The sequence below is a fragment of the Streptomyces sp. SUK 48 genome (assembly GCF_009650765.1).
GTDB lineage: Bacteria > Actinomycetota > Actinomycetes > Streptomycetales > Streptomycetaceae > Streptomyces.
Genome location: NZ_CP045740.1, coordinates 3,737,785 through 3,763,352, shown reverse-complemented (window position 1 = coordinate 3,763,352; position 25,568 = coordinate 3,737,785). Strand labels below are relative to the sequence as shown.

General features: G+C 68.8%; 20 protein-coding genes and 3 rRNA genes. 18 read left to right on the top strand and 5 right to left on the bottom strand.

Annotated features, from left to right (window positions below; translation table 11 throughout):
* Window positions 1–74 precede the first annotated feature (74 nt).
* The gene (locus tag GHR20_RS16205; RefSeq protein WP_153813570.1) at window positions 75–2,180 is read right to left on the bottom strand and encodes a serine/threonine-protein kinase; all 2,106 of its coding nucleotides are present in this window, start codon (window positions 2,178–2,180) and stop codon (window positions 75–77) included.
* Between the two features lie 146 nt (window positions 2,181–2,326).
* Here GHR20_RS16205 and GHR20_RS16200 point away from each other — a divergent pair, with 146 nt between their 5' ends.
* From GHR20_RS16200 to GHR20_RS16190, 3 genes are all read left to right on the top strand, one after another.
* Window positions 2,327–2,581: an SH3 domain-containing protein gene (locus tag GHR20_RS16200; protein ID WP_111587233.1), complete on the top strand. Its 255-nt coding sequence runs from the start codon at window positions 2,327–2,329 to the stop codon at window positions 2,579–2,581.
* 118 nt (window positions 2,582–2,699) lie between these two features.
* Complete coding sequence (locus tag GHR20_RS16195) at window positions 2,700–3,209, top strand: EamA/RhaT family transporter (RefSeq protein ID WP_111587232.1); 510 nt, start codon at window positions 2,700–2,702, stop codon at window positions 3,207–3,209.
* Between the two features lie 53 nt (window positions 3,210–3,262).
* A complete protein-coding gene (locus tag GHR20_RS16190) occupies window positions 3,263–4,039 on the top strand; it encodes a class I SAM-dependent methyltransferase (protein WP_153813569.1) in 777 nt (258 codons plus the stop codon).
* A gap of 110 nt (window positions 4,040–4,149) precedes the next feature.
* Here GHR20_RS16190 and GHR20_RS16185 read toward each other — a convergent pair whose 3' ends face one another.
* On the bottom strand, window positions 4,150–6,051 hold the full coding sequence (locus GHR20_RS16185; protein ID WP_243878042.1) for a lamin tail domain-containing protein: 1,902 nt from the start codon (window positions 6,049–6,051) through the stop codon (window positions 4,150–4,152).
* 254 nt (window positions 6,052–6,305) lie between these two features.
* Here GHR20_RS16185 and proC point away from each other — a divergent pair, with 254 nt between their 5' ends.
* The 14 genes from proC (at window position 6,306) to GHR20_RS16115 (ending at window position 21,593) form a co-directional block, all read left to right on the top strand.
* A complete protein-coding gene (proC, locus tag GHR20_RS16180; RefSeq protein ID WP_111587229.1) occupies window positions 6,306–7,118 on the top strand; it encodes a pyrroline-5-carboxylate reductase in 813 nt (270 codons plus the stop codon).
* Window positions 7,119–7,770: 652 nt separating this feature from the next.
* Window positions 7,771–9,295, top strand: a 16S ribosomal RNA gene (locus GHR20_RS16175).
* Between the two features lie 316 nt (window positions 9,296–9,611).
* Window positions 9,612–12,731: ribosomal RNA gene (locus GHR20_RS16170) — 23S ribosomal RNA — on the top strand.
* Window positions 12,732–12,803: 72 nt separating this feature from the next.
* Window positions 12,804–12,920: ribosomal RNA gene (gene rrf / locus GHR20_RS16165) — 5S ribosomal RNA — on the top strand.
* The 16S, 23S and 5S rRNA genes sit together here, the layout of an rRNA operon.
* Window positions 12,921–13,019: 99 nt before the next feature.
* A complete protein-coding gene (locus GHR20_RS16160) occupies window positions 13,020–13,832 on the top strand; it encodes a DUF3050 domain-containing protein (protein WP_243878041.1) in 813 nt (270 codons plus the stop codon).
* Window positions 13,833–13,873: 41 nt separating this feature from the next.
* The gene (locus GHR20_RS16155) at window positions 13,874–14,518 is read left to right on the top strand and encodes an HAD family hydrolase (RefSeq protein ID WP_153813567.1); all 645 of its coding nucleotides are present in this window, start codon (window positions 13,874–13,876) and stop codon (window positions 14,516–14,518) included.
* Window positions 14,519–14,623: 105 nt separating this feature from the next.
* A complete protein-coding gene (locus GHR20_RS16150) occupies window positions 14,624–15,370 on the top strand; it encodes a VC0807 family protein (RefSeq protein ID WP_153813566.1) in 747 nt (248 codons plus the stop codon).
* Window positions 15,371–15,393: 23 nt separating this feature from the next.
* A complete protein-coding gene (locus GHR20_RS16145; protein ID WP_181516718.1) occupies window positions 15,394–16,608 on the top strand; it encodes an MFS transporter in 1,215 nt (404 codons plus the stop codon).
* Complete coding sequence (locus tag GHR20_RS16140; protein WP_153813565.1) at window positions 16,559–17,731, top strand: acetoin utilization protein AcuC; 1,173 nt, start codon at window positions 16,559–16,561, stop codon at window positions 17,729–17,731. Before GHR20_RS16145 ends, GHR20_RS16140 begins: the two co-directional genes overlap by 50 nt.
* Window positions 17,732–17,847: 116 nt before the next feature.
* On the top strand, window positions 17,848–18,654 hold the full coding sequence (locus tag GHR20_RS16135; protein WP_153813564.1) for a phosphatase: 807 nt from the start codon (window positions 17,848–17,850) through the stop codon (window positions 18,652–18,654).
* A gap of 129 nt (window positions 18,655–18,783) precedes the next feature.
* Window positions 18,784–18,996, top strand: coding sequence for a helix-turn-helix domain-containing protein (locus tag GHR20_RS16130; RefSeq protein WP_046417307.1), 213 nt, complete (start codon window positions 18,784–18,786; stop codon window positions 18,994–18,996).
* Between the two features lie 132 nt (window positions 18,997–19,128).
* Window positions 19,129–19,227: an AURKAIP1/COX24 domain-containing protein gene (locus tag GHR20_RS16125; RefSeq protein WP_003948845.1), complete on the top strand. Its 99-nt coding sequence runs from the start codon at window positions 19,129–19,131 to the stop codon at window positions 19,225–19,227.
* Between the two features lie 216 nt (window positions 19,228–19,443).
* On the top strand, window positions 19,444–20,517 hold the full coding sequence (locus GHR20_RS16120; RefSeq protein WP_153813563.1) for an NAD-dependent epimerase/dehydratase family protein: 1,074 nt from the start codon (window positions 19,444–19,446) through the stop codon (window positions 20,515–20,517).
* Window positions 20,518–20,519: 2 nt separating this feature from the next.
* Window positions 20,520–21,593 carry a lysophospholipid acyltransferase family protein gene (locus GHR20_RS16115; RefSeq protein ID WP_153813562.1) on the top strand — a complete coding sequence of 358 codons (1,074 nt, stop codon included), beginning with the start codon at window positions 20,520–20,522 and terminating at the stop codon, window positions 21,591–21,593.
* A gap of 93 nt (window positions 21,594–21,686) precedes the next feature.
* Here the strand turns inward: GHR20_RS16115 and GHR20_RS16110 are convergent, their stop codons facing one another.
* The 3 genes from GHR20_RS16110 to GHR20_RS16100 form a co-directional block, all read right to left on the bottom strand.
* Window positions 21,687–22,892 (bottom strand): DUF5667 domain-containing protein, encoded by a 1,206-nt coding sequence (locus tag GHR20_RS16110; protein WP_153813561.1) that lies wholly within the window; start codon window positions 22,890–22,892, stop codon window positions 21,687–21,689.
* A 246-nt stretch (window positions 22,893–23,138) separates the two neighbouring features.
* Window positions 23,139–23,954 carry an ECF subfamily RNA polymerase sigma factor, BldN family gene (locus GHR20_RS16105; protein ID WP_148024496.1) on the bottom strand — a complete coding sequence of 272 codons (816 nt, stop codon included), beginning with the start codon at window positions 23,952–23,954 and terminating at the stop codon, window positions 23,139–23,141.
* A 274-nt stretch (window positions 23,955–24,228) separates the two neighbouring features.
* Window positions 24,229–25,158: an HAD-IB family hydrolase gene (locus tag GHR20_RS16100; protein WP_111587048.1), complete on the bottom strand. Its 930-nt coding sequence runs from the start codon at window positions 25,156–25,158 to the stop codon at window positions 24,229–24,231.
* Window positions 25,159–25,268: 110 nt separating this feature from the next.
* On the opposite strand from GHR20_RS16100, the gene GHR20_RS16095 reads away from it, so the two are divergent.
* Complete coding sequence (locus GHR20_RS16095; RefSeq protein ID WP_148024497.1) at window positions 25,269–25,568, top strand: glutaredoxin family protein; 300 nt, start codon at window positions 25,269–25,271, stop codon at window positions 25,566–25,568.

The window sequence follows — 25,568 nt, the reverse complement described above, 5'->3', positions numbered from 1 at the left end:
GCCCGTACGACGCCCGTACGACGAAGGGGCCGCCCCCGTGGGGAGCGGCCCCTTTCGCCCGACCGGGAATCGTTTCACCAGGCCGACGGGTCCCGCCCGTCGAGCGCGGACACCGACCCGTCGGGAGCGGCGGCGAACACCTGCGGCGCCGCGAGCACCGGCGCGGCCCGCAGCGCCGCGATCCGCGCCGTGCCGTCGCCCGGCCGCGCCGGTGTCTGGCCCGCGAGCCGTCCGCCGCGCGCGTCCACGGCGAGCAGCCGCCCGTCACCGGCGGAGAAGTACAGGTAACGGTCCCCGGCGACCAGCGCCGAGCCCCTGCTCACCGAGGTCTCCAGGTGCCACAGCCGCTTGCCGGCCGCGGTGTCCACGGCGTCCAGGCCACCGTTGACGTCCAGCAGATAGACCACGCCCTCGCGGACGACGGCGTGGACGTCCGGCCGGGGCGCGGGCAGCGGCACCCGTCGTACGGCCCGGGACGCGGCGTCGTAGCGCACCACCGCGTCCGTGTCGCCGTACACCGGGTCGGCGGACACGAAGAACACCGTGCCGTCCGCGGCGCCGACCGGCCGCAGCAGTCCGGTCAGCCGGGTGTCCCAGCGCACCGCGCCGGTCCTCGGATCGAACGCGACGACCCGCGTACTGCGGCCGTCGGCGGAGGCGGTCGACGCGTAGGCGGCGCCGCCGCCCGGATACGAGTCGACGCCCGGCCGCCCCGTTCCGGGCAGCCGGTGGCTCCAGCGGGTACGGCCCGACGCGCTGTCCACGCCCGTGACCGTGCCGTCGGCCGCGGTGACCAGCAGTGTCCCGTCCGCGTACTGCGTCCCGGCACCGGTGGGCAGCGTGCGCCGCCAGTGGGTACGGCCCGTGTCCGGGTCGAGGGCCACCACGTCCCCGGCCTCGTCGCGCACCTGCACCAGGCCGCCCGACACCGCGGGCGCCGCGCTCCAGTGCGCCCCCGTGAAGGGATGCCGCCACAGCACCCGGCCGCCGCGCGGATCGAGCGCGTACGCCTGCCCCCCGCCGGCGCACAGCAGCCTGCCCGCCCCGAAGGCGCACCGGGGCGCGTCGCTCTGCCCGGCGACCGGCGTCGTACGCCACCCCGCGAACCCGACCGCCGCCGTGCGCGGAGCCTTCGCCGCGGGGGCGTCGGCACCGGGCCACTGCACCCAGGCGAGCGCCCCGCCGACGGCCAGCGCGAGCACCCCGGCCGCGACGGCGGCGACGCGTCCGGGCCGTACCCGCCGCTTCGAGGGGGCCGGCCGCGGGTGCTCCGGCGCCTTCGCGGCGGGCCCGTCCGCGTCCGCCGAACCGGCCTTGCGCTGTGCCGGTATGAACGCCTGGGTGTCGTACGACGCCGCCACCGACCGCAGTCGGCGCATCAGCTCGTCCGGCGTCGGCCGCTCGTCCGGGTCCTTGGCGAGGCAGCGCTCGATGAGCGGCGCGAGACCGGCCGGCACCCCCGACAGATCGGGCTCGTCGTGGACGACCTGATAGGCGACGACGTACGGGCTGTCGGAGTCGAACGGTCCTCGCCCGGTCGCCGCGTGCACCAGCACCGAGCCCAGCGCGAAGATGTCCGCGGCGGGGCCGACCTCGCGCGGCCGCCGGAACTGCTCGGGCGCCATGAACGGCGGCGTGCCGATCAACTTGCCCGTCTCCGTGCGCAGTTCGCTGTCCTTGGGCCGGGAGATGCCGAAGTCGATGACCTTCGGGCCGTCCTCCGCGAGCAGCACGTTGCTCGGCTTGAGATCCCGGTGCACCACGCCCACGCGGTGGATGTCGCGCAACGCCTCCGCGAGTCCCGCCATCAGCCGCCGCAACTGCCCGGCGTCCAGCGGCCCGTGCTCCTTCACCTGCTCGGAGAGGGTCGGCCCGGGGATGTACAGGGTGGCCATCCAGGGGCGCGCCGCCTCCGGGTCGGCGTCCACCACGGGCGCGGTGAAGGCACCGCTGACCCGGCGCGCCGCGGCCACCTCCTGCCGGAACCGGCCCCGGAATTCCCGGTCCCGCGCGAACTCCGCGTGTACGACCTTCACGGCGAGGCGCAGCCCGGACGTGCTGCGGGCGAGGTGCACCACCCCCATGCCGCCGGAGCCCAGCCGCGACTCCAGGTGGTAATGCCCGGCGTATTCGGGCATATCGGCCTCCGCGCCCGTTCCGGTGCTGCGCTGTGGCGTCATCGACTGGACCGCCCCCCGTGCTCCTCGTCCGCGCGCGACGCACGGAGCCTAGTCGATGGCTCGTACGAGACCGAGGCGGCTTGCTAACCTCCGTTCGCATTCGACGGTCCCCGCCTTCCGGCGGGACTTCACGGGGGAGAATCCGCATGTCCGTCCGCTATTACTCCGTCGCCCCGGGCGTCCGCGTCAACGTCCGCAGCGGCCCCGGCACCGGCTACGGCATCACCCGCACCCTCCCCGAGGGTGCCAAGGTCCCGATCTACTGCCAGACCACGGGCACCAAGGTCGCCGGCACGTACGGCACCTCCGACATCTGGGACAACATCAGCGACGGCGAGTTCGTGGCGGACGCGTACGTCCACACGGGCAGCGACGGCTTCGTGGCGGACCGCTGCGGCTGACACACCGCCGTACCCGTATCCGGACCGAGCCCGTATGCGCGCCCGTATCCGGGTCCGAGCCCGTGCCCGCCGCCGCCCCGCCCGCGAGCCCTCCGCGCTTCGGCGCCATAATCGTCCCGTGAGCGACGAAACCGGCGCCCCGGGCGCCCCGGAGGGACCCGTGGGCGGGCCCCGGCCCGAGCCCCTGCGCTTTTTCGGCACGTCCTGGGTGAACCACGACGACGGCTACGCGGCCCGCCGCGCCGGTGTCGCCGTCGGCTCCCTGGCCGCCGCGGTCGCCTCCTGCCTGGTGCTGCGCTTCGCCTACCAGGGCCTCCAGATCGCCGACACCGGTGCCTTCGTGACCGTCCTGGTCGTCGCCATGTTCGCGATCTGCACCGCGCTCGCCTTCGGCAACACCCTGACCGGCTTCGGCAAGCGCCAGGACCCGCAGCGCCAGGCGTCCCTGCGCGGCCTGCTCGCCATCGGGTTCGTCGGCACCCTCGCCGCCTACTTCGTCCGCTCCCTCACCGAGGCCCCGGGCGAGAAGCTGCACCGCGAGGAGTACGACAAGGCCCGCGCCGAACACACCGCCCGCACCACCCGCCGCTCGGGCAACCCCTCGAGGAAGAAGCGCCGCCGGGCCTAGAAGTCCGGGCAAAGCCGCTGTCGGGCGCGGCGCCCAACGGCGACCATGGCCCTATGACGACCACGCGACCCGTCGACCCGGCCCGTGCCCACTCCTTCAACGCGGCCGCCGCCCAGTACGCGGCCAACCGCCCGTCCTACCCGCCCGCCCTCCTCGACACCATCGAGAAGGCCGCGGACCGGTCCCTGACCGGCGCGCGGGTCGCGGACGTCGGCGCCGGCACCGGAATCTCCACCAGCCTGCTGCACGCCCGCGGCGCGGACGTCCTCGCGGTCGAGCCCGGCGCGGGCATGGCCGCCGAGTTCCGCCGCGGCAACCCGGACATCCCCCTGGTGCGCGGCAACGGCAACGCCCTCCCGCTCGCCGGCGCCACCCTCGACTTCCTCACCTACGCCCAGTCCTGGCACTGGACCGACCCCGCCCACTCGGTGCCGGAGGCACTGCGCGTCCTGCGGCCGGGGGGCGCGCTGGCGCTGTGGTGGAACACCGACGCCCCCGACATCGAGTGGATCGCCGAGGCCGAGGCCCGTGAGGGCCGCCGCTTCGGCTTCGACCCCGCCGAGCGGCACCACAAGGCCGATGAGCGCCTGGACCTCGCCGACCCCAGCGGCCGTCTGGACTTCGCCCACCACAAGGTCCGCTGGAGTCGCCGAGTCTCCGTCGACACCCACTTGGCCAACATCGCCAGCCACTCCCAGTACCTCGTCATCGACGCCCCCGCCCGTGACGCCTTCCTGGCCGAGGAGCGGACCCACCTCCTGCGGGCCTTCCCCGACGGCGTGGTCGAGGAGACGTACGACGTACTCATGCTGGTGGCCAGGAAGCGGTGACGGGACGAGGAGGGGAAAGGGGACGGGAAAGGGGACGGCGGACGGGGCGGCCGCGGTGGCCGGCCCGTCCGCCGGGGAGCTTCAGCGCCGCGAGGAGCCCGGCGCGGGGTTCAGCAGGGGAAGGTGCCGCTGTAGAGGGCGTGTCCGTACGAGGAGCTTCCGGAGCCGAAGCCGTAGATGCCGTCGTCGCTCCACACCGCCTCGCGCGAGCCGTCGACGCAGGTCGAGGCGGGGGCGAGGGCGAAGCCCTCCAGGTTGTCGACGGGCATGACGGCCGGGTTCGTGTAGGTCACGTCCGGGACGATCGCGCCGGTGGCGTCGACCTTCAGGAAGGTGTGCGTCTCGCCGCAGGCGTTGTCGCAGGTGGCGACGATGCGCTGGGTCCCGGCGTCGAAGGTCACGTCCACCACGGACGCCTTGCCGGTGGAGATCGTGCCGAACGTGGTGAAGGTGCCGTCGGAGTTCAGGCCGTAGGCGTGCAGCGTGCCGTCCCACTCCAGACCGGCGAAGAACAGGCCCGAGCCGTGCAGGGGGTAGTTCGCCGGGTTGTAGGCGGCCCCGGTGAGCGGGTCGGTCCAGCGGTTCGCGGTCAGCCAGCTGTCCGGCACATAGGCGACGCCCTCGAAGCCGAGGTTGGCGTCGTCCTTGCTGCCCGTGTCGAGCTGCGGGAACTGCGAGGTCATGTCCCACTGGTGGACCGGCGTGAGGGTCGAGCCGGCGGCCGTCGGGTCGAACTCCATGATCGTGTCCTTGGGGACCGTGTTCTTGGCGTTGTCGCGCTCGGAGGTCACATAGAGGTGCCCGTCGGCGCCGACCGTCAGCCCCTCGGAGTCCGGCTCGCCGGAACCGCCCAGGAAACGGATTTGCTTGCCGGTCGCGCTCCACGACGCGTCCGGAATCCATTTGCCGTTGCTCTTGACCAGCTTGAACAGCCAGTTCTTGTTCTTGGCGGCCCACAGCACCGAGGGGTTCGCCGGGTCGAACGCGAGACCGCTCACATCACGCCCCTCGGGGCCGGTGGACGTGGTGAACGCGCAGACGTTGTCGGCGATCGTGACGTCGAGCCCGCCCGGCCACGCCGAGGTGCCGGCCGGGGTGGAAGCCGTACCGGTGGGCGCCTCGGGGGCGCAGCCGCTGGTGAGCGACCCGCCGCCGCCCAGGAGCCGGCCGCCGCCGGTGCCGCCGCCACCGCCGCCGCCCGGGCAGGAGTTCGCGCCGCCGAGCGTCGCGGACGCGGCGGTCTGGAAGGCGCCGGTGCCGTTGGCGCAGCGCTCGTCCGACGGCTTGGCGCCGCCGGCCGCCCAGGTCACCGAGTCGACGGTGGTGCCGTTGCCGTCGGTGAGGAAGACCGAGTCGTTGTCGCCCAGGCCGAGGGCCGAGCCGAACGTCGCGTAGCCGCCGGCCGGGATGCTGGTCGTGCTCGGCGAGGAGGACGAGACGGAGGCCGGGGAGTGGCTGGTGTCGTTGTCCACGTACTTCCACGACCCGATGCTCACCGCGCTCGAACCGCCGTTGTACAACTCCACGGTGTCCGCGCCGTCCGAGGTGACCTCGTTGATCCGCACCTGGCTCGCGGCCGGGAGCGACGCGGGGCAGCCCGGGGCGTTCGCCGCGCCGAACGTGCTCGCCGCGGTCGTGGTGACCCACGCGCCGGTGCCGTCCCCGCCGCACCGCGCCATCGCCGGCTTCGCCTTGCCGGTGGCCCAGTCGACCCGGTCGACCACCGTGCCGCCGGAGGTGTAGAGCACCAGCTTGTCCGAGTCGCCCAGGCCCTTGGGCGAGTCGAAGGTGACGAAGCCGTGCGCCGGGACGGTGCCGGCCGACGGGCTGAACGACTGCGGCGAGAAGCTGTCGTCGGACACCTTCCAGCCACTGATGCTCACCGAGGCCGAACCGGTGTTGTACAGCTCCACCGTGTCGCTGTTCGACGAAGTGACCTCGTTGATCCGGATGTTCTGGTAGCCGGCGGGGTCCGCGGCGGCCGCGGGCTGAGCGGCGGCCACCCCTGTCACGAGCAGTCCTGAGAGCGTCAAGGCAGCGGCGCCAAGGGAGGCGACGCCGGGACGCGAGGGTGAAGTAGACACGAGGCGGGACTCTGGCGGCACCACCTTGAGACAGCGTGTACGCCAGCTGAATGCCACCTGCTGGCCACCGGAACGCCAGACGCGCCGCGCGCCGGCCACCCGCACGACCGCGCCCCCCCGCACCCGTTCCGCAGGCCGGACATAACCCCCTGCCGGACACCCCCGGTGCCAGACTGAGCCGCATGACCCAGAAAGTCGCAGTACTCGGCACCGGCAAGATCGGCGAAGCCCTGCTCAGCGGGATGATCCGAGGCGGCTGGGCCCCAGCCGACCTGCTCGTCACCGCGCGCCGACCCGAACGCGCCGAAGAGCTCCGCGCCCGCCACGGAGTCACCCCGGTCGGCAACACCGAGGCCGCCAAGACCGCCGACACCCTGATCCTCACGGTCAAGCCGCAGGACATGGGCGCCCTGCTGGACGAACTGGCCCCGCACGTCCCCGCCGACCGCCTGGTCATCAGCGGCGCCGCGGGCATCCCGACCGCCTTCCTGGAGGAGCGCCTCGCCAAGGGCACCCCGGTGGTCCGCGTCATGACGAACACCCCGGCCCTCGTCGACGAGGCCATGTCCGTCATCTCCCCGGGCACCCACGCCACCCAGGAGCATCTGGCCATCGCCGAGGGCATCTTCGGCGCCGTCGGCAAGACGCTCCGTGTGCCCGAGGGCCAGCAGGACGCCTGCACCGCGCTCTCCGGCTCCGGCCCGGCGTACTTCTTCTACCTGGTCGAGGCCATGACCGACGCCGGCATCCTCCTCGGTCTGCCCCGGGACAAGGCCCACGAGCTCATCGTGCAGTCCGCCATCGGCGCCGCCGTGATGCTCCGCGACAGCGGCGAGCACCCGGTGAAGCTCCGGGAGAACGTCACCTCTCCCGCCGGTACGACGATCAACGCCATCCGCGAGCTGGAGAACCACGGTGTCCGCGCGGCCCTCATCGCCGCCCTGGAAGCCGCCCGGGACCGCAGCCGCGAGCTGGCCTCCGGCACGAAGGACTGACCTGGCCGGGAGGGACCGGCCGGTGGTTGACACACCTCGGGGCGATCCGTAAGGTACTCCGAGTTGTCCGACGTGAGCGCCGACTCCGGTCGGTCCCCGGGCAGCCATTCCGTGAGCACCACCCATTCCGATGCCTCGGCGTCGAACACTTTGGTGTGCGTATTTGCGAAATGAGGAATCCGCGTTCGAAAGAACGAGGCCCCCGATTAGCTCGGGAGCCGGGAATCCGCTAATGTCTCACTCGTCGGAACGGCCCAACGGCCGGGAAGACAAGCCCCGCTGACTGGGGGTCAGACGCCGAAAGGATCTGATAGAGTCGGAACCGCCGGAAAGGGAAACGCGAGAGCGAGAACCTGGAAAGCACCGAGGAAATCGGATCGAGAAAAGATCTGATAGAGTCGGAAACACGAAGGGAAGCCCGGAGGAAAGCCCGAGAGGGTGAGTACAAAGGAAGCGACCGTTCCTTGAGAACTCAACAGCGTGCCAAAAGTCAACGCCAGATATGTTGATACCCCGTCTCCGGTCATCATGATCGGGACGTGGTTCCTTTGAAATAAACACAGCGAGGACGCTGTGAACGGTCGGACTATTCCTCCGACTGTTCCGCTCTTCGGATGTGCACCGGCTGAAATATTTTTCGGCCGAGTAAACATTCACGGAGAGTTTGATCCTGGCTCAGGACGAACGCTGGCGGCGTGCTTAACACATGCAAGTCGAACGATGAAGCCCTTCGGGGTGGATTAGTGGCGAACGGGTGAGTAACACGTGGGCAATCTGCCCTGCACTCTGGGACAAGCCCTGGAAACGGGGTCTAATACCGGATATGACCATCTTGGGCATCCTTGATGGTGTAAAGCTCCGGCGGTGCAGGATGAGCCCGCGGCCTATCAGCTTGTTGGTGAGGTAACGGCTCACCAAGGCGACGACGGGTAGCCGGCCTGAGAGGGCGACCGGCCACACTGGGACTGAGACACGGCCCAGACTCCTACGGGAGGCAGCAGTGGGGAATATTGCACAATGGGCGAAAGCCTGATGCAGCGACGCCGCGTGAGGGATGACGGCCTTCGGGTTGTAAACCTCTTTCAGCAGGGAAGAAGCGAAAGTGACGGTACCTGCAGAAGAAGCGCCGGCTAACTACGTGCCAGCAGCCGCGGTAATACGTAGGGCGCGAGCGTTGTCCGGAATTATTGGGCGTAAAGAGCTCGTAGGCGGCTTGTCACGTCGGTTGTGAAAGCCCGGGGCTTAACCCCGGGTCTGCAGTCGATACGGGCAGGCTAGAGTTCGGTAGGGGAGATCGGAATTCCTGGTGTAGCGGTGAAATGCGCAGATATCAGGAGGAACACCGGTGGCGAAGGCGGATCTCTGGGCCGATACTGACGCTGAGGAGCGAAAGCGTGGGGAGCGAACAGGATTAGATACCCTGGTAGTCCACGCCGTAAACGGTGGGCACTAGGTGTGGGCAACATTCCACGTTGTCCGTGCCGCAGCTAACGCATTAAGTGCCCCGCCTGGGGAGTACGGCCGCAAGGCTAAAACTCAAAGGAATTGACGGGGGCCCGCACAAGCGGCGGAGCATGTGGCTTAATTCGACGCAACGCGAAGAACCTTACCAAGGCTTGACATACACCGGAAAGCATTAGAGATAGTGCCCCCCTTGTGGTCGGTGTACAGGTGGTGCATGGCTGTCGTCAGCTCGTGTCGTGAGATGTTGGGTTAAGTCCCGCAACGAGCGCAACCCTTGTCCCGTGTTGCCAGCAGGCCCTTGTGGTGCTGGGGACTCACGGGAGACCGCCGGGGTCAACTCGGAGGAAGGTGGGGACGACGTCAAGTCATCATGCCCCTTATGTCTTGGGCTGCACACGTGCTACAATGGCCGGTACAATGAGCTGCGATACCGTGAGGTGGAGCGAATCTCAAAAAGCCGGTCTCAGTTCGGATTGGGGTCTGCAACTCGACCCCATGAAGTCGGAGTCGCTAGTAATCGCAGATCAGCATTGCTGCGGTGAATACGTTCCCGGGCCTTGTACACACCGCCCGTCACGTCACGAAAGTCGGTAACACCCGAAGCCGGTGGCCCAACCCCTTGTGGGAGGGAGCTGTCGAAGGTGGGACCAGCGATTGGGACGAAGTCGTAACAAGGTAGCCGTACCGGAAGGTGCGGCTGGATCACCTCCTTTCTAAGGAGCACTTCTTACCGGACTTTGTTCGGTCAGAGGCCAGTACATCGGCGAATGTCTGATGCTGGTTGCTCATGGGTGGAACGTTGACTACTCGGCCGGTTATCCGGGTCGGGGGCTGTTAGTACTGCTCTTCGGAGTGTGGAACGCATGATCCTCGGACGGGTTCTGGTCGGGCACGCTGTTGGGTGTCTGAGGGAATGATCTGATCTTCTCCTCAGTCGCCGGCCCCAGTGCACTCGGACTCGTTGATGGGTTCGGGGTGATGGGTGGCTGGTCGTTGTTTGAGAACTGCACAGTGGACGCGAGCATCTGTGGCCAAGTTTTTAAGGGCGCACGGTGGATGCCTTGGCACCAGGAACCGATGAAGGACGTGGGAGGCCACGATAGTCCCCGGGGAGCCGTCAACCAGGCTTTGATCCGGGGGTTTCCGAATGGGGAAACCCGGCAGTCGTCATGGGCTGTCACCCTTGCCTGAACACATAGGGCAAGTGGAGGGAACGAGGGGAAGTGAAACATCTCAGTACCCTCAGGAAGAGAAAACAACCGTGATTCCGGGAGTAGTGGCGAGCGAAACCGGATGAGGCCAAACCGTATGCGTGTGAGACCCGGCAGGGGTTGCGTGTGCGGGGTTGTGGGATCTCTCTTCTACGGTCTGCCGGCCGTAGGGCGAGTCAGAAACCGTTGATGTAGACGAAGGACATGCGAAAGGTCCGGCGTAGAGGGTAAGACCCCCGTAGTCGAAATGTCAGCGGCTTGCTTGAGAGACACCCAAGTAGCACGGGGCCCGAGAAATCCCGTGTGAATCTGGCGGGACCACCCGCTAAGCCTAAATATTCCCTGGTGACCGATAGCGGATAGTACCGTGAGGGAATGGTGAAAAGTACCCCGGGAGGGGAGTGAAATAGTACCTGAAACCGTGTGCCTACAAGCCGTGGGAGCGTCGGAATGTGCTTGCACATTCTCGTGACTGCGTGCCTTTTGAAGAATGAGCCTGCGAGTTTGCGGTGTGTTGCGAGGTTAACCCGCGTGGGGAAGCCGTAGCGAAAGCGAGTCCGAACAGGGCGTTTCAGTAGCACGCTCAAGACCCGAAGCGGAGTGATCTAGCCATGGGCAGGTTGAAGCGGAGGTAAGACTTCGTGGAGGACCGAACCCACCAGGGTTGAAAACCTGGGGGATGACCTGTGGTTAGGGGTGAAAGGCCAATCAAACTCCGTGATAGCTGGTTCTCCCCGAAATGCATTTAGGTGCAGCGTCGTGTGTTTCTTGCCGGAGGTAGAGCACTGGATAGGCGATGGGCCCTACCGGGTTACTGACCTTAGCCAAACTCCGAATGCCGGTAAGTGAGAGCGCGGCAGTGAGACTGTGGGGGATAAGCTCCATGGTCGAGAGGGAAACAGCCCAGAGCATCGACTAAGGCCCCTAAGCGTACGCTAAGTGGGAAAGGATGTGGAGTCGCACAGACAACCAGGAGGTTGGCTTAGAAGCAGCCACCCTTGAAAGAGTGCGTAATAGCTCACTGGTCTAGTGATTCCGCGCCGACAATGTAGCGGGGCTCAAGCGTACCGCCGAAGTCGTGTCATTGCAGCATATAGCCCCAACGGGTGCTGTGATGGGTAGGGGAGCGTCGTCTGCCGGGTGAAGCAGCACCGGAAGGTAGTTGTGGACGGTTGACGAGTGAGAATGCAGGCATGAGTAGCGATACACACGTGAGAAACGTGTGCGCCGATTGACTAAGGGTTCCTGGGTCAAGCTGATCTGCCCAGGGTAAGTCGGGACCTAAGGCGAGGCCGACAGGCGTAGTCGATGGATAACCGGTTGATATTCCGGTACCCGCTGTGAAGCGTCAAACATCGAGCATCGTGATGCTAAGGCCGTGAAGCCGCCCTGATCTCTTCGGAGTTGAGGGGAGTGGTGGAGCCGCCGGACCAAGCGGTTAGTAGGTGAGTGATGGGGTGACGCAGGAAGGTAGTCCATCCCGGGCGGTGGTTGTCCCGGGGTAAGGGTGTAGGACGGTGTGTAGGTAAATCCGCACATCATGTGTCTGAGACCTGATGCCGAGCCGATTGTGGTGAAGTGGATGATCCTATGCTGTCGAGAAAAGCCTCTAGCGAGTTTCATGGCGGCCCGTACCCTAAACCGACTCAGGTGGTCAGGTAGAGAATACCGAGGCGTTCGGGTGAACTATGGTTAAGGAACTCGGCAAAATGCCCCCGTAACTTCGGGAGAAGGGGGGCCACGCTCGGTGATGGGATTTACTCCCTGAGCTGGGGGTGGCCGCAGAGACCAGCGAGAAGCGACTGTTTACTAAAAACACAGGTCCGTGCGAAGCCGTAAGGCGATGTATACGGACTGACGCCTGCCCGGTGCTGGAACGTTAAGGGGACCGGTTAGCTCCATTTCGGTGGGGCGAAGCTGAGAACTTAAGCGCCAGTAAACGGCGGTGGTAACTATAACCATCCTAAGGTAGCGAAATTCCTTGTCGGGTAAGTTCCGACCTGCACGAATGGCGTAACGACTTCTCGACTGTCTCAACCATAGGCCCGGTGAAATTGCACTACGAGTAAAGATGCTCGTTTCGCGCAGCAGGACGGAAAGACCCCGGGACCTTTACTACAGTTTGATATTGGTGTTCGGTTCGGCTTGTGTAGGATAGCTGGGAGACTTTGAAGCTCATACGCCAGTGTGGGTGGAGTCGTCGTTGAAATACCAGTCTGGTCGTGCTGGATGTCTAACCTGGGTCCGTGATCCGGATCAGGGACAGTGTCTGATGGGTAGTTTAACTGGGGCGGTTGCCTCCTAAAGAGTAACGGAGGCGCCCAAAGGTTCCCTCAGCCTGGTTGGTAATCAGGTGTTGAGTGTAAGTGCACAAGGGAGCTTGACTGTGAGACCGACGGGTCGAGCAGGGACGAAAGTCGGGACTAGTGATCCGGCGGTGGCTTGTGGAAGCGCCGTCGCTCAACGGATAAAAGGTACCCCGGGGATAACAGGCTGATCTTCCCCAAGAGTCCATATCGACGGGATGGTTTGGCACCTCGATGTCGGCTCGTCGCATCCTGGGGCTGGAGTCGGTCCCAAGGGTTGGGCTGTTCGCCCATTAAAGCGGTACGCGAGCTGGGTTTAGAACGTCGTGAGACAGTTCGGTCCCTATCCGCTGTGCGCGTAGGAGTCTTGAGAAGGGCTGTCCCTAGTACGAGAGGACCGGGACGGACGAACCTCTGGTGTGCCAGTTGTCCTGCCAAGGGCATGGCTGGTTGGCTACGTTCGGGAGGGATAACCGCTGAAAGCATCTAAGCGGGAAGCCTGCTTCGAGATGAGGACTCCCACCCACTTGATGGGGTAAGGCTCCCAGTAGACGACTGGGTTGATAGGCCGGATCTGGAAGCCAGGTAACTGGTGGAGGTGACCGGTACTAATAGGCCGAGGGCTTGTCCTCAGTTGCTCGCGTCCACTGTGTTGGTTCTGAAACCACGAACAACCAAAGTGCCGGTTGTCAGTTTCATAGTGTTTCGGTGGTTATAGCGTTAGGGAAACGCCCGGTTACATTTCGAACCCGGAAGCTAAGCCTTTCAGCGCCGATGGTACTGCAGGGGGGACCCTGTGGGAGAGTAGGACGCCGCCGAACAATTTTTAGGGAGACCCCCGCACCATTGGTGCGGGGGTTTTCTGCGTTCAGGGGCAATTCCGGCAGTATCCTCGCAAGAGTTCGGCACGTTATCAGCCCATGACGATGTCCCGTTATCAGTCCTCCGTCGTTCACCCCGGTGTCCTCGCCCTCAAAGAGCACATCGAGTCCGTCCGTACCGAGGTCACCGGCCACCCTCTCTACACGAGCTTCCGCAGCCGCCGGGACGTCGCGGTGTTCATGGAGCACCACGCCTTCGCCGTATGGGACTTCATGTCGTTGCTGAAGAGCCTTCAGCGGCAGCTGACCTGCACCAGCGTGCCGTGGGTGCCCCAGGGCCCGACCGCCTCCCGCAGGCTGATCAACGAGATCACGCTGGTGGAGGAGAGCGACGAACTGGGCGACGGATTCACCTCCCACTTCGAGCTGTACCGGGCCGCGATGGACGATGCCGGCGCCCACCCCGGACCGCTGGACGCCTTCCTCGACCTGCTCCGGTCCGGCACCCCCGTCCCCAAGGCCCTCGTGGCCGCGGGCGCACCGCTTTCCGTGCGGGAGTTCGTCGGCGCGACCTGGAACGTCATCGAGACCGCCCCGGTGCACGTCCAGGCCGCCGTGTTCGCCTTCGGGCGCGAGGACCTGATCCCGGAGATGTTCGAGCAGGTCGTCCGGATCGACGACCGCGACGCACGCCTCGCCCGGTTCAAGGACTACCTCCACCGGCACATCGAGGTCGACGCCGAGGCGCACACCCCCATGGCCATGCGCATGCTGGTGGACCTCTGCGGCGACGACAGCCGCAAATGGGAGGAGTGCACCTACGCGGTGCGCGAGGCGCTGCACGAGCGGGCCGGGTTCTGGGACGCCATCCTGCGGCAGATCCGCGAAGGGGCCCTGGACGGCGGCTTCTAGGCCGGCGAAGGGGTCCGGCTAGCGGCTCTTAGGCTGTGGCCATGCGCTACGACCTGATCATCTTCGACAACGACGGCGTCCTCGTGGACAGCGAGCCGATCTCCAACCGGCACCTGGCGGCCTACCTGACCGAGCTGGGGATCGAGACGTCCTACGAGGACTCCCTGCGCGACTACATGGGCTCGGCGATGCACCGGGTGCACGATCTCGTCCTGGAGCACACCGGACGGCGGCTGCCGGCCGATTTCGACGACGTCTTCCACGCGCGCGTCTTCGCCGCGTTCGAGCGGGAGTTGGGGCCCGTGCCCGGCGCCGCCGGGATACTGGAGAAGCTGGCCGCGGACGGGGTGCCGTACTGCGTGGCCTCCTCCGGGAGCCATGAGCGGATCAGGGTGGGGCACCGCGTCACCGGGCTCGACCGGTGGTTCCAGGAGGAGCGGATCTTCAGCTCGCAGGACGTCGGCAAGGGCAAGCCCGCCCCCGACCTCTTCCTGTACGCGGCCGAGCGGATGGGCGTCGACCCCGAGCGGTGCGCGGTCGTGGAGGACTCCCCGCTGGGCGTCCAGGCGGCCGTGGCGGCCGGGATGGATGTCTACGGGTTCACCGCGATGACCCCGGCCGAGCGGCTCACCGGCGCCACCCAACTGTTCGCTTCCATGGGGGAGTTGCCCGACCTGCTGAAATGACCCGCGGTATGACCCGTGCCATCCGCCGGTGCCTGACATCTGTCATGCCGTCGTCCGGACGAACGTTTCTACCGGCGCACCCCCGCCGGCCGCGAAGCTGAGGGCATGACGATGAACACGGGGAACCACAGCCGGAACGCGCAGCAGAACCCGAGCATGCTGGACAACCTCCGGCCGCTCGTCCTCGACGTGGTCGTGCCCATCGGGGCGTACTACGTCCTCAAGGACGCCCTCGGCGCGAGCACCGTCGCGGCGCTCGCCTGGAGCAGTGTGGTGCCGGCGGCGCGCACCGTGTGGAGCCTGGTGCGCGAGCGCCGGGCCAACGCGCTGGCCTGTCTGATCCTCGTGGTCAACCTCGTCTCCCTGCTGGTGAGTACGCTCGCCGGGGACCCGCGGCTGATGCTCGCCAAGGACGGCGCGGTCAGCAGCACCGTCGGCATCGGCATCCTGCTCTCGGTCCGGCTCGGCCGGCCGATGATGACCGCCGCCGTGATGCCCTTCCTGGTCAAGGGGGACGCGGTGAAGGAGGCCGCCTGGCAGCGGCTGACCGGCGGCGCCTCGGTGCGCTCCGCGGCCTTCCGGCAGCGGGAGCGGACGTTCTCCCTCGTCTGGGGCGTGGCCCTGCTCGCCGAGTGCGTCGCCCGGGTCGTCGGCGCCTACACCGTCCCCGTGGACACCATGGTCTGGCTCGGCACCGTCGTCCTGATCGCCACGATGGTGGTCGCCTTCCGGATCAGCGGGGTGCTGGCCGCGGGCCCGATGGAGAGGCTGCTGGAGGCCGAGGTCGCCGCCGGGACCGACTCCGCCGAAGCTGAAGGAAATTCACCTTTGGCGATGTCTACCCACAAGTAAGCCGGGGCCCTACGCTCGCCGCCATGACTGAACTGCTGCGGCGAGGCAGGGCCTCTCTGGCGTTCGCCTTCTTCGCCCAGGGCGCCGCCTTCGCGCTGCTGGTGACGCGCATCCCCGCCATCCAGGACCGGTACGGCATCTCCGATGCCCTGCTACCGGTCTTTCTGGCTGCCGTGCCGGTGCTCGCGGGCGTCGGCAGTGTCACCACCGAGCAGTTGGTCAAGCGGGTGCGGCCCAGCCGGCTGCTGCGCTGGTCCCAGCCGGTGGTGCTGCTCGCGCTGCTGGCCGCCGGGGCGGGCGGGCAGGGGCAACTGGCCGCGGTGGCGTTGGCGTTGGGTGTGTTCGGGCTGTCGGTCGGCATGCTGGACGCCTCGATGAACATGCTCGGGGTCAGCCTCCAGCGGTCGTACGGCCGCAGCATCATGCTCAGCTTCCACGCCGTGTACAGCCTGGGCGGCATCGTCGGGGCCTCGCTCGCGTGGGCCGGGGCGCACTGGCAGCTCGCGCTGTGGGTGTCGTACCTGCCGGTAGTGGCCGTCCTGCTGCCGGCGACGCTCCTGGGCAGCCGGTGGTACGTCGACGGGGACGCGGCGGCGCCGGCGGCACAGGGGGGCGGCGGGGGCGTGGTCTTCAAGCTGCTGCTGCCGCTGTGCCTGGTGATGACCTTCGCGTACATCGGGGACTCGACGGTCTCCAACTGGAGCGCGAAGTACCTGAAGGACGTGCTGGGCAGCTCGGAGCAGCTGGCGACGGTGCCGTACAACGTGTACATGGTGACCACGCTGGTCGGGCGGTCCCTGGGGGACCTCGGGGTACGGCGGTTCGGCGCGGCGGCGGTCGTACGGCTCGGGGCGCTGGTGGCGGCCGGCGGGTTCGCGGTGGTGGCCGTGGCGCCCGGGGCGTGGGTGGGGATGCTCGGGTTCACCCTGCTGGGGCTCGGGCTGTGCGTGCTGGTGCCGCAGACCTTCGCGGCGGCGGGGCGGCTGTTCCCCGGGGCGTCGGACGCGGCGGTCGCGCGGCTGAACATCTTCAATTACGTCGGTTTCCTGGTCGGATCGCCGTTGGTGGGCGCGGTGGGAGACGCGTGGAGCTATCGCGGGGCGATGCTGCTCCCGATGGTGTTGGTGCTGGTGACGCTCGTGTACGCCAGGTCGTTCGCGACAAGTCCGGGCCGATACGGTGGCGGGCATGAGCGGCCGCGCACAGCTGATGTGGGACGAGGCAGTAACGGGCTATGACTTCGGCCCCGGGCATCCGATGGACCCGGTACGGCTGGCGCTGACCCGGGGGCTGGTCGGTGCCCTGGGGGTCGACCGGGAGCTGGAGGTCGTCGCGGCGAAGCCGGCCGGGCGGTCCACGCTGCGGCTGGTCCACCGGGACGACTACATCGAGGCGGTCAGGGCCGCGTCGGCGGACCCGGCGGGCGCGGACCCGGCGTACGGGCTCGGGACGCTGGACGATCCCGCGTTCGCCGGGATGCACGAGGTGTCCGCGCTGATCGCGGGGCAGTCGGTGGCGGCGGCGGAGTCGGTGTGGCGGGGGGAGGCCCTGCACGCCGTGAACTTCACCGGCGGGCTGCACCACGCGATGCCGGGGGCCGCGTCCGGGTTCTGCGTCTACAACGACGCGGCGCTCGCCATCGCCCGGCTGCTGGAACTGGGCGTGGAGCGGGTCGCGTACGTGGACGTGGACGTGCACCACGGGGACGGGGTGCAGGCCGCGTTCTGGGAGGACCCCCGGGTGCTGACGATCTCGGTGCACGAGCATCCCCGCACGCTGTTCCCGCAGTCCGGGTGGCCGCAGGAGACCGGCGGCGGGGCGGGGGAGGGGGCGGCGGTGAACCTGCCGCTGCTGGCCGGGACCGGGGACGCCGGGTGGGTCCGGGCCTTCCACGCGGTGGTGCCGGAGCTGCTCGCGGACTTCCGGCCGCAGGTGCTGGTCTCCCAGCACGGGGCGGACACGCACTTCGAGGACCCGCTCGCGCATCTCGCGGTCTCGCTGGACGCGCAGCGGGCGGTGCAGCTGGCGTGCCATGAGCTGGCGCACGAGTACGCCGACGGGAAGTGGGTCGCGCTGGGCGGGGGTGGTTACGCGGTGGTGGACGTCGTACCCCGCTCCTGGACGCATCTCGTGGCCATCGCGGCGGGGCGGCCGGTGACGCCGGAGACGGTCATCCCCGAGGGCTGGCGCCAGGAGGTCTACGCCCGCACCCGGCAGCTCGCCCCCCAGCGGATGACGGACGGCCGCTGGCCGGTCCCCTGGTCCTCCTGGGAGGGCGGCTACGACCCCGCCGACCGGCTGGACCAGTCCATCCTGGCGACCCGCCGCGCGGCGTTCCCCCTGCGGGGCCTGCTCCCCTAGCGGGTCCCGGGAACGCCCTGAGGGCTCTGAGGGCTCTGGGGGCCCGGGGGGTCTCTTAGGCCAACCGTGCGCAAATCCCCCGGTATTTCCCTTACCGGCCCGGCCGATGGGCCACCATCGCAAGCGTGTTGACCTACCTGTCCGCCGCCCGGCTGGCCGGGGTCGTCGAGACGCCCCGGGAGCGGAGCCTGCGGAGGTACCGTCAGTTCGCGGCCCGCGATCCCCGGGTGCTGCTCGGGATCGACCCGTACGGGGCCTGGGGCGAGGCGGAGTTGCTCGGGCTGATGGCGGACAGGTGCGGTGTTTCGGCCGATCCCCGGCATCGCGCGGGGCCGGATGTGATCGATCCGGTACGGACGCTCGCCGCGCTGGACGCCTTCGCGGAACGGCTCGCGGCGGCCGCGCGGCGTCACGCACCGGTGCTGTTCGGCACCGGGCACCCCCGCTCGCTGCTCGGTTTCTACGCCGCCCTCGCGGACGCCCTCTCGGCGGCGGGATGTGAGGTCCTCACTCCCGCGCAGGGTCGCTGTGTCGACATATTGACCCAGTTCGGTCTACGCACGCACCGCGTGGACTACGTACGACGCGTCGCGTTGGTGCGGGAAACCGAGGGCGGGCGCCCCGGTTGTGAGCCAGGCGCGCACTGCCATTCGCCGCTGCCGGTCAGGGTCGTCCTGGAGGCCGCCGCGGCCGCCGGCGGCCCACTGCCCGAGCTGGTCGTCGGCGACCACGGCTGGCTCTGCGGCGCAGGTCAGCTGGGGTTCGAGGCGATCGGCCCGGCCGACTCCGACGATCCCGCGCCGTTCGTCGGGCAGGCCGAGGGCACCGTGCGCGTCGTCGTACCCCTGGACGACGGAGTCCGGTCTAGTCACTACCTGCCACTCACCCGCTACGTACTCAAACGCGCGCGTCTGCCACAGTAGGCCGCCGATGCGTGCACCTCTTCCCCACTCGCATCACCCGCCCCTAGTCTGGGGAGTGAGCACGCAGCGACGAAGAGTCACCGGAAGGGGAAGCCGGTGGCCGTCGAGTGCGGAAGGTGCAGGTGTGTCATGGCTGCAGCTGGCGAGAGGCCACTGAACGAGGTTCAGTTCCTGACCGTGGCGGAGGTCGCCACGGTGATGCGAGTGTCGAAGATGACCGTGTACCGCCTGGTGCACAGCGGTCATCTGCCCGCGATCCGGGTGGGGCGGTCCTTCCGCGTCCCCGAGCAAGCGGTCCACGAGTACCTCCGCGACAGCTATGTGGGGGTGGAGACGGCCTGACGATCCCCTCCGGGGATACCCGGAGACCCTCGATTACGACCTCAGCGCTCGGTTGGGTAGGCTAGCCCCTCGTAGGTCGTGTGGGCCCATGGCGCCCAAACAACCAGTGATGAGAAGTGAGCGAGGGTAGTCGTGGGCTCTGTTATCAAGAAGCGGCGCAAGCGGATGGCCAAGAAGAAGCACCGCAAGCTGCTCAAGCGCACGCGCGTTCAGCGCCGCAACAAGAAGTAAGCGGCGACGCGAGAGCGTGTTCTGTGGCCCCCCATCGGCAATGATGGGGGGCCACAGGTGTATCCCCGGCCAAGCGGTGGTGATCCGGCCGACTCCGGCCGGGGAATTTCCGTCACCTCGCGCATCGGGCAGTCGTCACAGCGCGACGTCCACCCGCTAAGTTGGCCCCCACGGGGAACGCGGACGTGAGGTAACGCCGGAAGGAAGGCGCTGATCTTGGGGAGGGTCGTGCTCGTCACCGGGGTCGCCCGGCAGCTTGGCGGCCGGTTCGTGCGGCGGATCCAGCGGGACCCGGAGGTCGAGCGGGTGATCGCGGTGGACGCGGTGCCGCCCGCGCACCAGCTCGGCGGCGCCGACTTCGTCCAGGCCGACATCCGGCAGCCGACCATGGCCCGGGTGCTCGCCGAGACCGGCGCCGACACCGTCGTCCACCTCGATGTCACCGGCACCGCGCTGGGCGGCGGCAACCGCGCCACGGTCAAGGAGACCAACGTCATCGGCACCATGCAGCTGCTCGGTGCCTGCCAGAAGTCGCCGGCGGTGCGGCGGCTGGTGATCAAGTCCAGCACCAATGTGTACGGCTCCGCGCCGCGCGACCCCGCCGTGTTCACCGAGACCACCCCGGCCAAGTCACTGCCCAGCGGCGGGTTCGCCAAGGACACCGTCGAGGTCGAGGGCTATGTGCGCGGGTTCGCCCGGCGGCGGCCCGATGTGGCCGTGTGCGTGCTCCGGTTCGCCAACATCCTCGGTCCCGCCGCGGACACCCCGCTCGCCTCGTACTTCGCGCTGCCGGTGCTGCCGACCGTGTTCGGCTACGACCCGCGGCTCCAGTTCGTGCACGAGGACGACGTGGTGGAGGTGCTGCGGCTCGCCGCGCACGAGCCGCGCCGGGGCACCCTCAACAGCGGCACGTTCAACATCGCCGGGGACGGGGTGCTGCTGCTCTCGCAGTGCTCCCGGCGGCTCGGGCGGCCCACCGTGCCGCTGCTGCTGCCCGCGGTCACCTGGGCCGGCTCCCTGGTCCGTACGCTGGGTATGACGGACTTCTCACCGGAGCAGTTCAGGCTGCTGACCCATGGGCGCGTCGTGGACACCGTCCAGATGCGCGACACGCTGGGGTTCACGCCCCGCTTCACGACGGCGGAGGCGTTCGCGGACTTCGCCCGGGGCCAGGGCGCGGGGCTGCTGCCGCCGGAGGCCGTCGCCGGAGCCGTCGACCGGATCGCCGCGCTCGCCCTGCCGGGCGGCGGCCGGCCCACGACGCAGAGCGCCGACCGAGGAGCGCGGTAACGATGGCGGACGCCAAGGTCATTCCCTTCGACGACGACCGGTCCCGGGGGAGCGGGAGCGGGCCGCAGCGGTCCGGCAGACGGCGGGGCGCGGGCGGCCGGCGCGGCGGCCGCGGCGACGCCGGGGCCGCGGAGCCGGCCGAGGTGCAGCGGCTGCCGGGGGCGGGACCGGCGGCGGAGGGCGGCCCGGCGAGCGAGGACGAGCGGCCGGCGAAACCGCCCGTACCCGCCGACGAGGGCGGTCTGGAGCGGCGGGTGGCGGCCGGACTGTCCTTCCTGCGGCGCCGGCTGACCGGGGATTACGAGGTCGACGACTTCGGGTACGACGCGGAGCTGACCGACCAGGTCCTGATGTCGCTGCTGCGCCCGGTGTACGAGAAGTACTTCCGGGTCGAGGTGAAGGGCGTCGGGAACATCCCGGACAAGGGCGGGGCGCTGATCGTCGCCAACCACTCCGGGACGCTGCCGCTGGACGGGCTGATGATGCAGGTCGCGGTGCACGACCACCATCCCGCGGGCCGGCATCTGCGGCTGCTCGCGGCGGACCTGGTGTTCGTGCTGCCGGTGGTCAACGAGCTGGCGCGCAAGCTCGGGCACACCCTGGCGTGCGCGGAGGACGCGGAACGGCTGCTGGAGCAGGGCGAGCTGGTCGGGGTGATGCCCGAGGGGTTCAAGGGCATCGGGAAGCCCTTCAGCGAGCGGTACAAGCTCCAGCGGTTCGGGCGGGGCGGGTTCGTGTCGACGGCGATGCGGCAGGGCGTGCCGATCATTCCGTGCTCGATCGTCGGCGCGGAGGAGATCTATCCGATGGTCGGCAACGCGAAGACCCTCGCGCGGGTGCTGGGCATCCCGTACTTCCCGCTCACCCCCACCTTCCCCTGGCTGGGGCCGCTGGGCGCGGTGCCGCTGCCGACGAAGTGGACGATCCAGTTCGGCGAGCCGATCCCGACGGACGGGTATCCGCCGGAGGCGGCCGAGGACCCGATGCTGATGTTCAACCTCACGGACCAGGTGCGGGAACAGATCCAGCACACCTTGTACAAGCTGCTGGTACAGCGGCGGTCGGTCTTCTTCTAGCCCGCGGTACGACTGCTCGGACGACTTCTGGCCCGCTGTACGGCGACGAGGGTGCCCCCGCTCGGGTGGGGGCGCCCTCGCTGTCGTACTTCCCTAGTTCGCCTGGTCGTTGTCGATCCCCAGTCCCGGGAGGAGGCCCGGGAGGAGCGGGGGGAGGGTGACGTCGGGGGCGGTGGCCGGGGGTTTGGTGGTGGACGGGGTGCCGCTGTCGCCGCTGGACTTCGGCGGGTCGAGCAGGCCGCCGGTGTTGCCGCCGAGCAGACCGTCGTCGGTGCCCTCGCTGGCCGTGCCGCTCGGGTGCTCGGTGCTGGGGTGACCGGCGGACGGGGTGCTGTGGCGGGGCGTGGTCGACCGGTGGGTGCCGGGGGACGCCGGGCCGGAGCCCCGGTGCTTGCCGTTGCCGCCCTGGGAGGGCTGCTGCGGCAGCAGGGACTGAAGCGGGGCGACTTCCTGGTCTATGGCGTCGAACACCGACGACACCTGCTGTTTGACGTCCCCGAGCTGCACCGGCAGCTTGTCGCTCAGCGCGCTCCATGCCTCGCGGTGGGACCGGGAGAACGCGGACAGCGCCTGGATCGGGCCCAGCTGGTCCGGATCGGCCTCGTAGGCCGCGTGCAGCAGCCGGTGGCCCTCGGTGACGTCGTGCTGCATCCCGGACAGGGTGCGGCGGATCTCGCCGATGGACTCGTGGTCGAGATGGCCGCCGCGGCCGCGCTCCATCAGCCGGCGGGCCTCGCCGAGCCGGGTGGACGCCTGGTCGAGGTAGACCTGGCCGCGCTGGTCCTCGCCGTTGCTCAGGTAGTCGAGCTTGAAGTCCTCGATGCCGCGTTTCAGCCCGTAGAGCGAGTCACCGGGCAGGGCGTGGGAGCTGGCGGCGGCGACACCGCCGAAGGCTCCCGCGGCCACGCCCACGCTGAGTCCGCCGGCCGCGAGGCCCTTGGTCAGCCTGGTCCGCGGCCGGAGCTTGCCCAGCGGGCTCGCCCGGTGCGCGCCCTTGGCCCTCCGCTGACCCGGTACGGTCGGCTCCGCCCCGGTCCCCTCCTGGAGCATGGCCTCCATCGCGGCCACCAGCTGTGCGCGCTGGACGACCTTGACGTCGGGATCGAGCTGCGGCCTGGGCAGCGCGCCGAGTCCGTCCGCGAGGGCCAGTAGACGGCCCCGCTCGGTCAGTTCCTCGGTGGTCGGCGGGGAACCCGCCGGTTCCTCGGTCTGCTCGGCCGCCGTGTCCCGGTCGGGCTGCTCCTCCAGGGCCTGGGCGAAGGCGTTCGCCCGCCGGTGCGCCGATACGTTCGCGATCACTGGCGGCACCTCCTCTCGTCATGACGGTCGACTCCCCAGGGGGTCCTGAGGGTTGCACGCCCCCGGCCGTTCCACCCGATCGAGCGATGGGCCGGCCGGGAGGTGACCACAGGGAGCCTGTATCCCGCACAACGACTGGCGCGGCACTTGGGTTACGGACCCGGATTGATCCGTATCGAAAGTCAACGTGCCTTTACGGAAGGTGAGTTGGCGGTCGCCCACCGTGGCGGGCCCGGGCGGGTGCGGTCAGCGGGCGTCGTCCGGCAGCAGCCGGGCGAGTGTGCGGACGGCACGGTACTGGAGGGTCTTGATCGCGCCCTCGTTCTTGCCCATGACCCGGGCGGTCTCCGCGACCGACAGGCCCTGGAGGAAGCGGAGCGTCACGCACTCCTGCTGCTGCGGGTTGAGGCGTCGTACGGCGTCCAGCAGCGCGGCGTTCGACAGGGACTCCAGGACGGAGTCCTCCGGTGAGCGCTCGACCTCGTTGGCGTCCAGCATCTCGCCGGTGGTGACCTCCAGCCGGAAGCGGCTGGACTTGAAGTGGTCGGCGACCAGGTTGCGGGCGATCGTCACCAGCCAGGCGCCGAAGTCGCGGCCCTGCCAGGTGAAGGTGCCGATCCGGCGCAGGGCGCGCAGAAAGGTCTCGCTGGTCAGGTCCTCGGCGGTGGCGCGGCCGCCCACCCGGTAGTAGATGTACCGGTAGACGGTGTCGCTGTACTGGTCGTACAGCCGCCCGAATGCCTCGGCCTCGCCCGCCTGGGCGCGTTCGACCAGATCCATCATCCGGGCGCTGTCGCTGTCGGCGGCCGGACGGCGGGCGGTGGTGGCGCCGCCGGAGCCGCCGGCACCGCCGGCCCCCGCGGGGCGGGCGCGTCTGGCGATGGCGGCGCCGCCGTCGGCCAGTGCGTAGCACGGGCCCGTGGGTGCGGCGATGGCGAAGGCGGCGAAGGCAGGGACGGTGAGCGCGGTGGGGACGAGGCCGCGCAGCGTCTCTTTGACCGTTGCGACAGTTGCGCGCAGCGTAGCCAGGCCCGAGGCGTCAACCCCGACGTGTGGGTACACGGGACTCCCAGAGGCAGAGCTTTCATCACGTGCAGTGCGGAACCGTTCACCCGTCGTGGCGACGGAGGGGTACCGGTTTGCGTCTGAGGAGAATAACGCTTCGTGCAGGCCCTGCTACACCGAGTTGCTCAAATCACCGATTGCGTCGCATCTGTAACCGATTGTTGCCCTATCCCGTTCCGCAACCTGATCACTTCTTGACCGAAAAAGGGCGTGTTTCGGTGAACTCCAGGACATCTTGAAATGGCCGCGGCATAATTCCGGGCGCGAGGACCTATCGGCGCCGGCGACTCAGGGCGATCGCCGCCGCGGTGCCACCGGCCACCGCGCCGACACCGGCCGCCGCCGGGATCCCCACCTTCGCCGCCCTGCGTCCCGTGCGGTAGTCCCGAAGCCGCCAGTCCTTCTCCCGCGCATGCTTGCGCAGCTTCGCGTCCGGGTTGATGGCGTACGGGTGGCCGACGAGCGAGAGCATCGGGATGTCGTTGTGGCTGTCGCTGTACGCCGCGCAGCGGGCGAGGTCCAGCCCCTCCGCCGCGGCCAGCGCGCGCACCGCCTCCGCCTTCGCGGGCCCGTGCAGCGGCTCGCCGACCAGCCGGCCGGTGTAGATGCCGTCCACCGACTCCGCGACCGTCCCGAGCGCCCCGGTCAGGCCCAGCCGGCGCGCGATCACCGTGGCGATCTCCACCGGCGCCGCCGTGACCAGCCACACCTTCTGCCCGGCGTCCAGGTGCGCCTGGGCGAGCGCGCGGGTGCCCGGCCAGATGCGGTCGGCCATGTACTCGTCGTAGATCTCCTCGCCGATGGTCTGGAGCTCGACGACGCGATGGCCCTTGACGATGGACAGCGCCGAGTCGCGGGCGTCCTGCATGTGCTCGGGGTCCTCGACCCCGGCCAGCCGGAACCACGCCTGCTGCCAGGCGAACCGTGCCAGGTCGCGGGTCTCGAAGAACTTCCGCTTGTACAGGCCGCGCCCGAAGTGGAAGATCGCGGCGCCCTGCATCACGGTGTTGTCGAGGTCGAAGAAGGCGGCCGCGCTGGTGTCGCCGATCACCGGGAAAGCCGGTTCCTCCGCGTCGGGCCGCGCGGTCTCCTGCGCCTCCTCCGAGGATTTGCGGGCGGCCTCCGCAGAAGCCTCGCCTGCCAACACGCTCCGCGCCGTGGCGGAGCGCCTACGGGGAGTGAGCCATCCGAGAGCGGCCATGTCGTGAGCATAGCCAGTCTGTTCGGTGCATCCGGAGCCGAGAGGTTCAAAGGCCGTGAACGGTGGGTGAGGCGAGGGTTGAAGCCGATGCGCGGGGGCCGCGCGGGAGAATGGCCGGTATGAGTCCACTCTTCCGACGTAGCGGCGACAAGAACCCGCGGCCCGGGCCCGGCGAGCGGCTGGTCACGCTGATCCGCAAGCCCGGCTGCCATCTGTGCGACGACGCGCAGGCCGTGATCGAGAAGGTCTGCGGGGAACTCGGGGTGCCCTGGGACCAGAAGGACATCGGCGAGGACAAGGCGCTGTACGACCAGTACTGGGAGCAGATCCCCGTGGTCCTCGTCGACGGGGAGCAGCACACCTTCTGGCGCGTGAACGCCGACCGGCTCCGCAAGGCACTGACCGAGTAG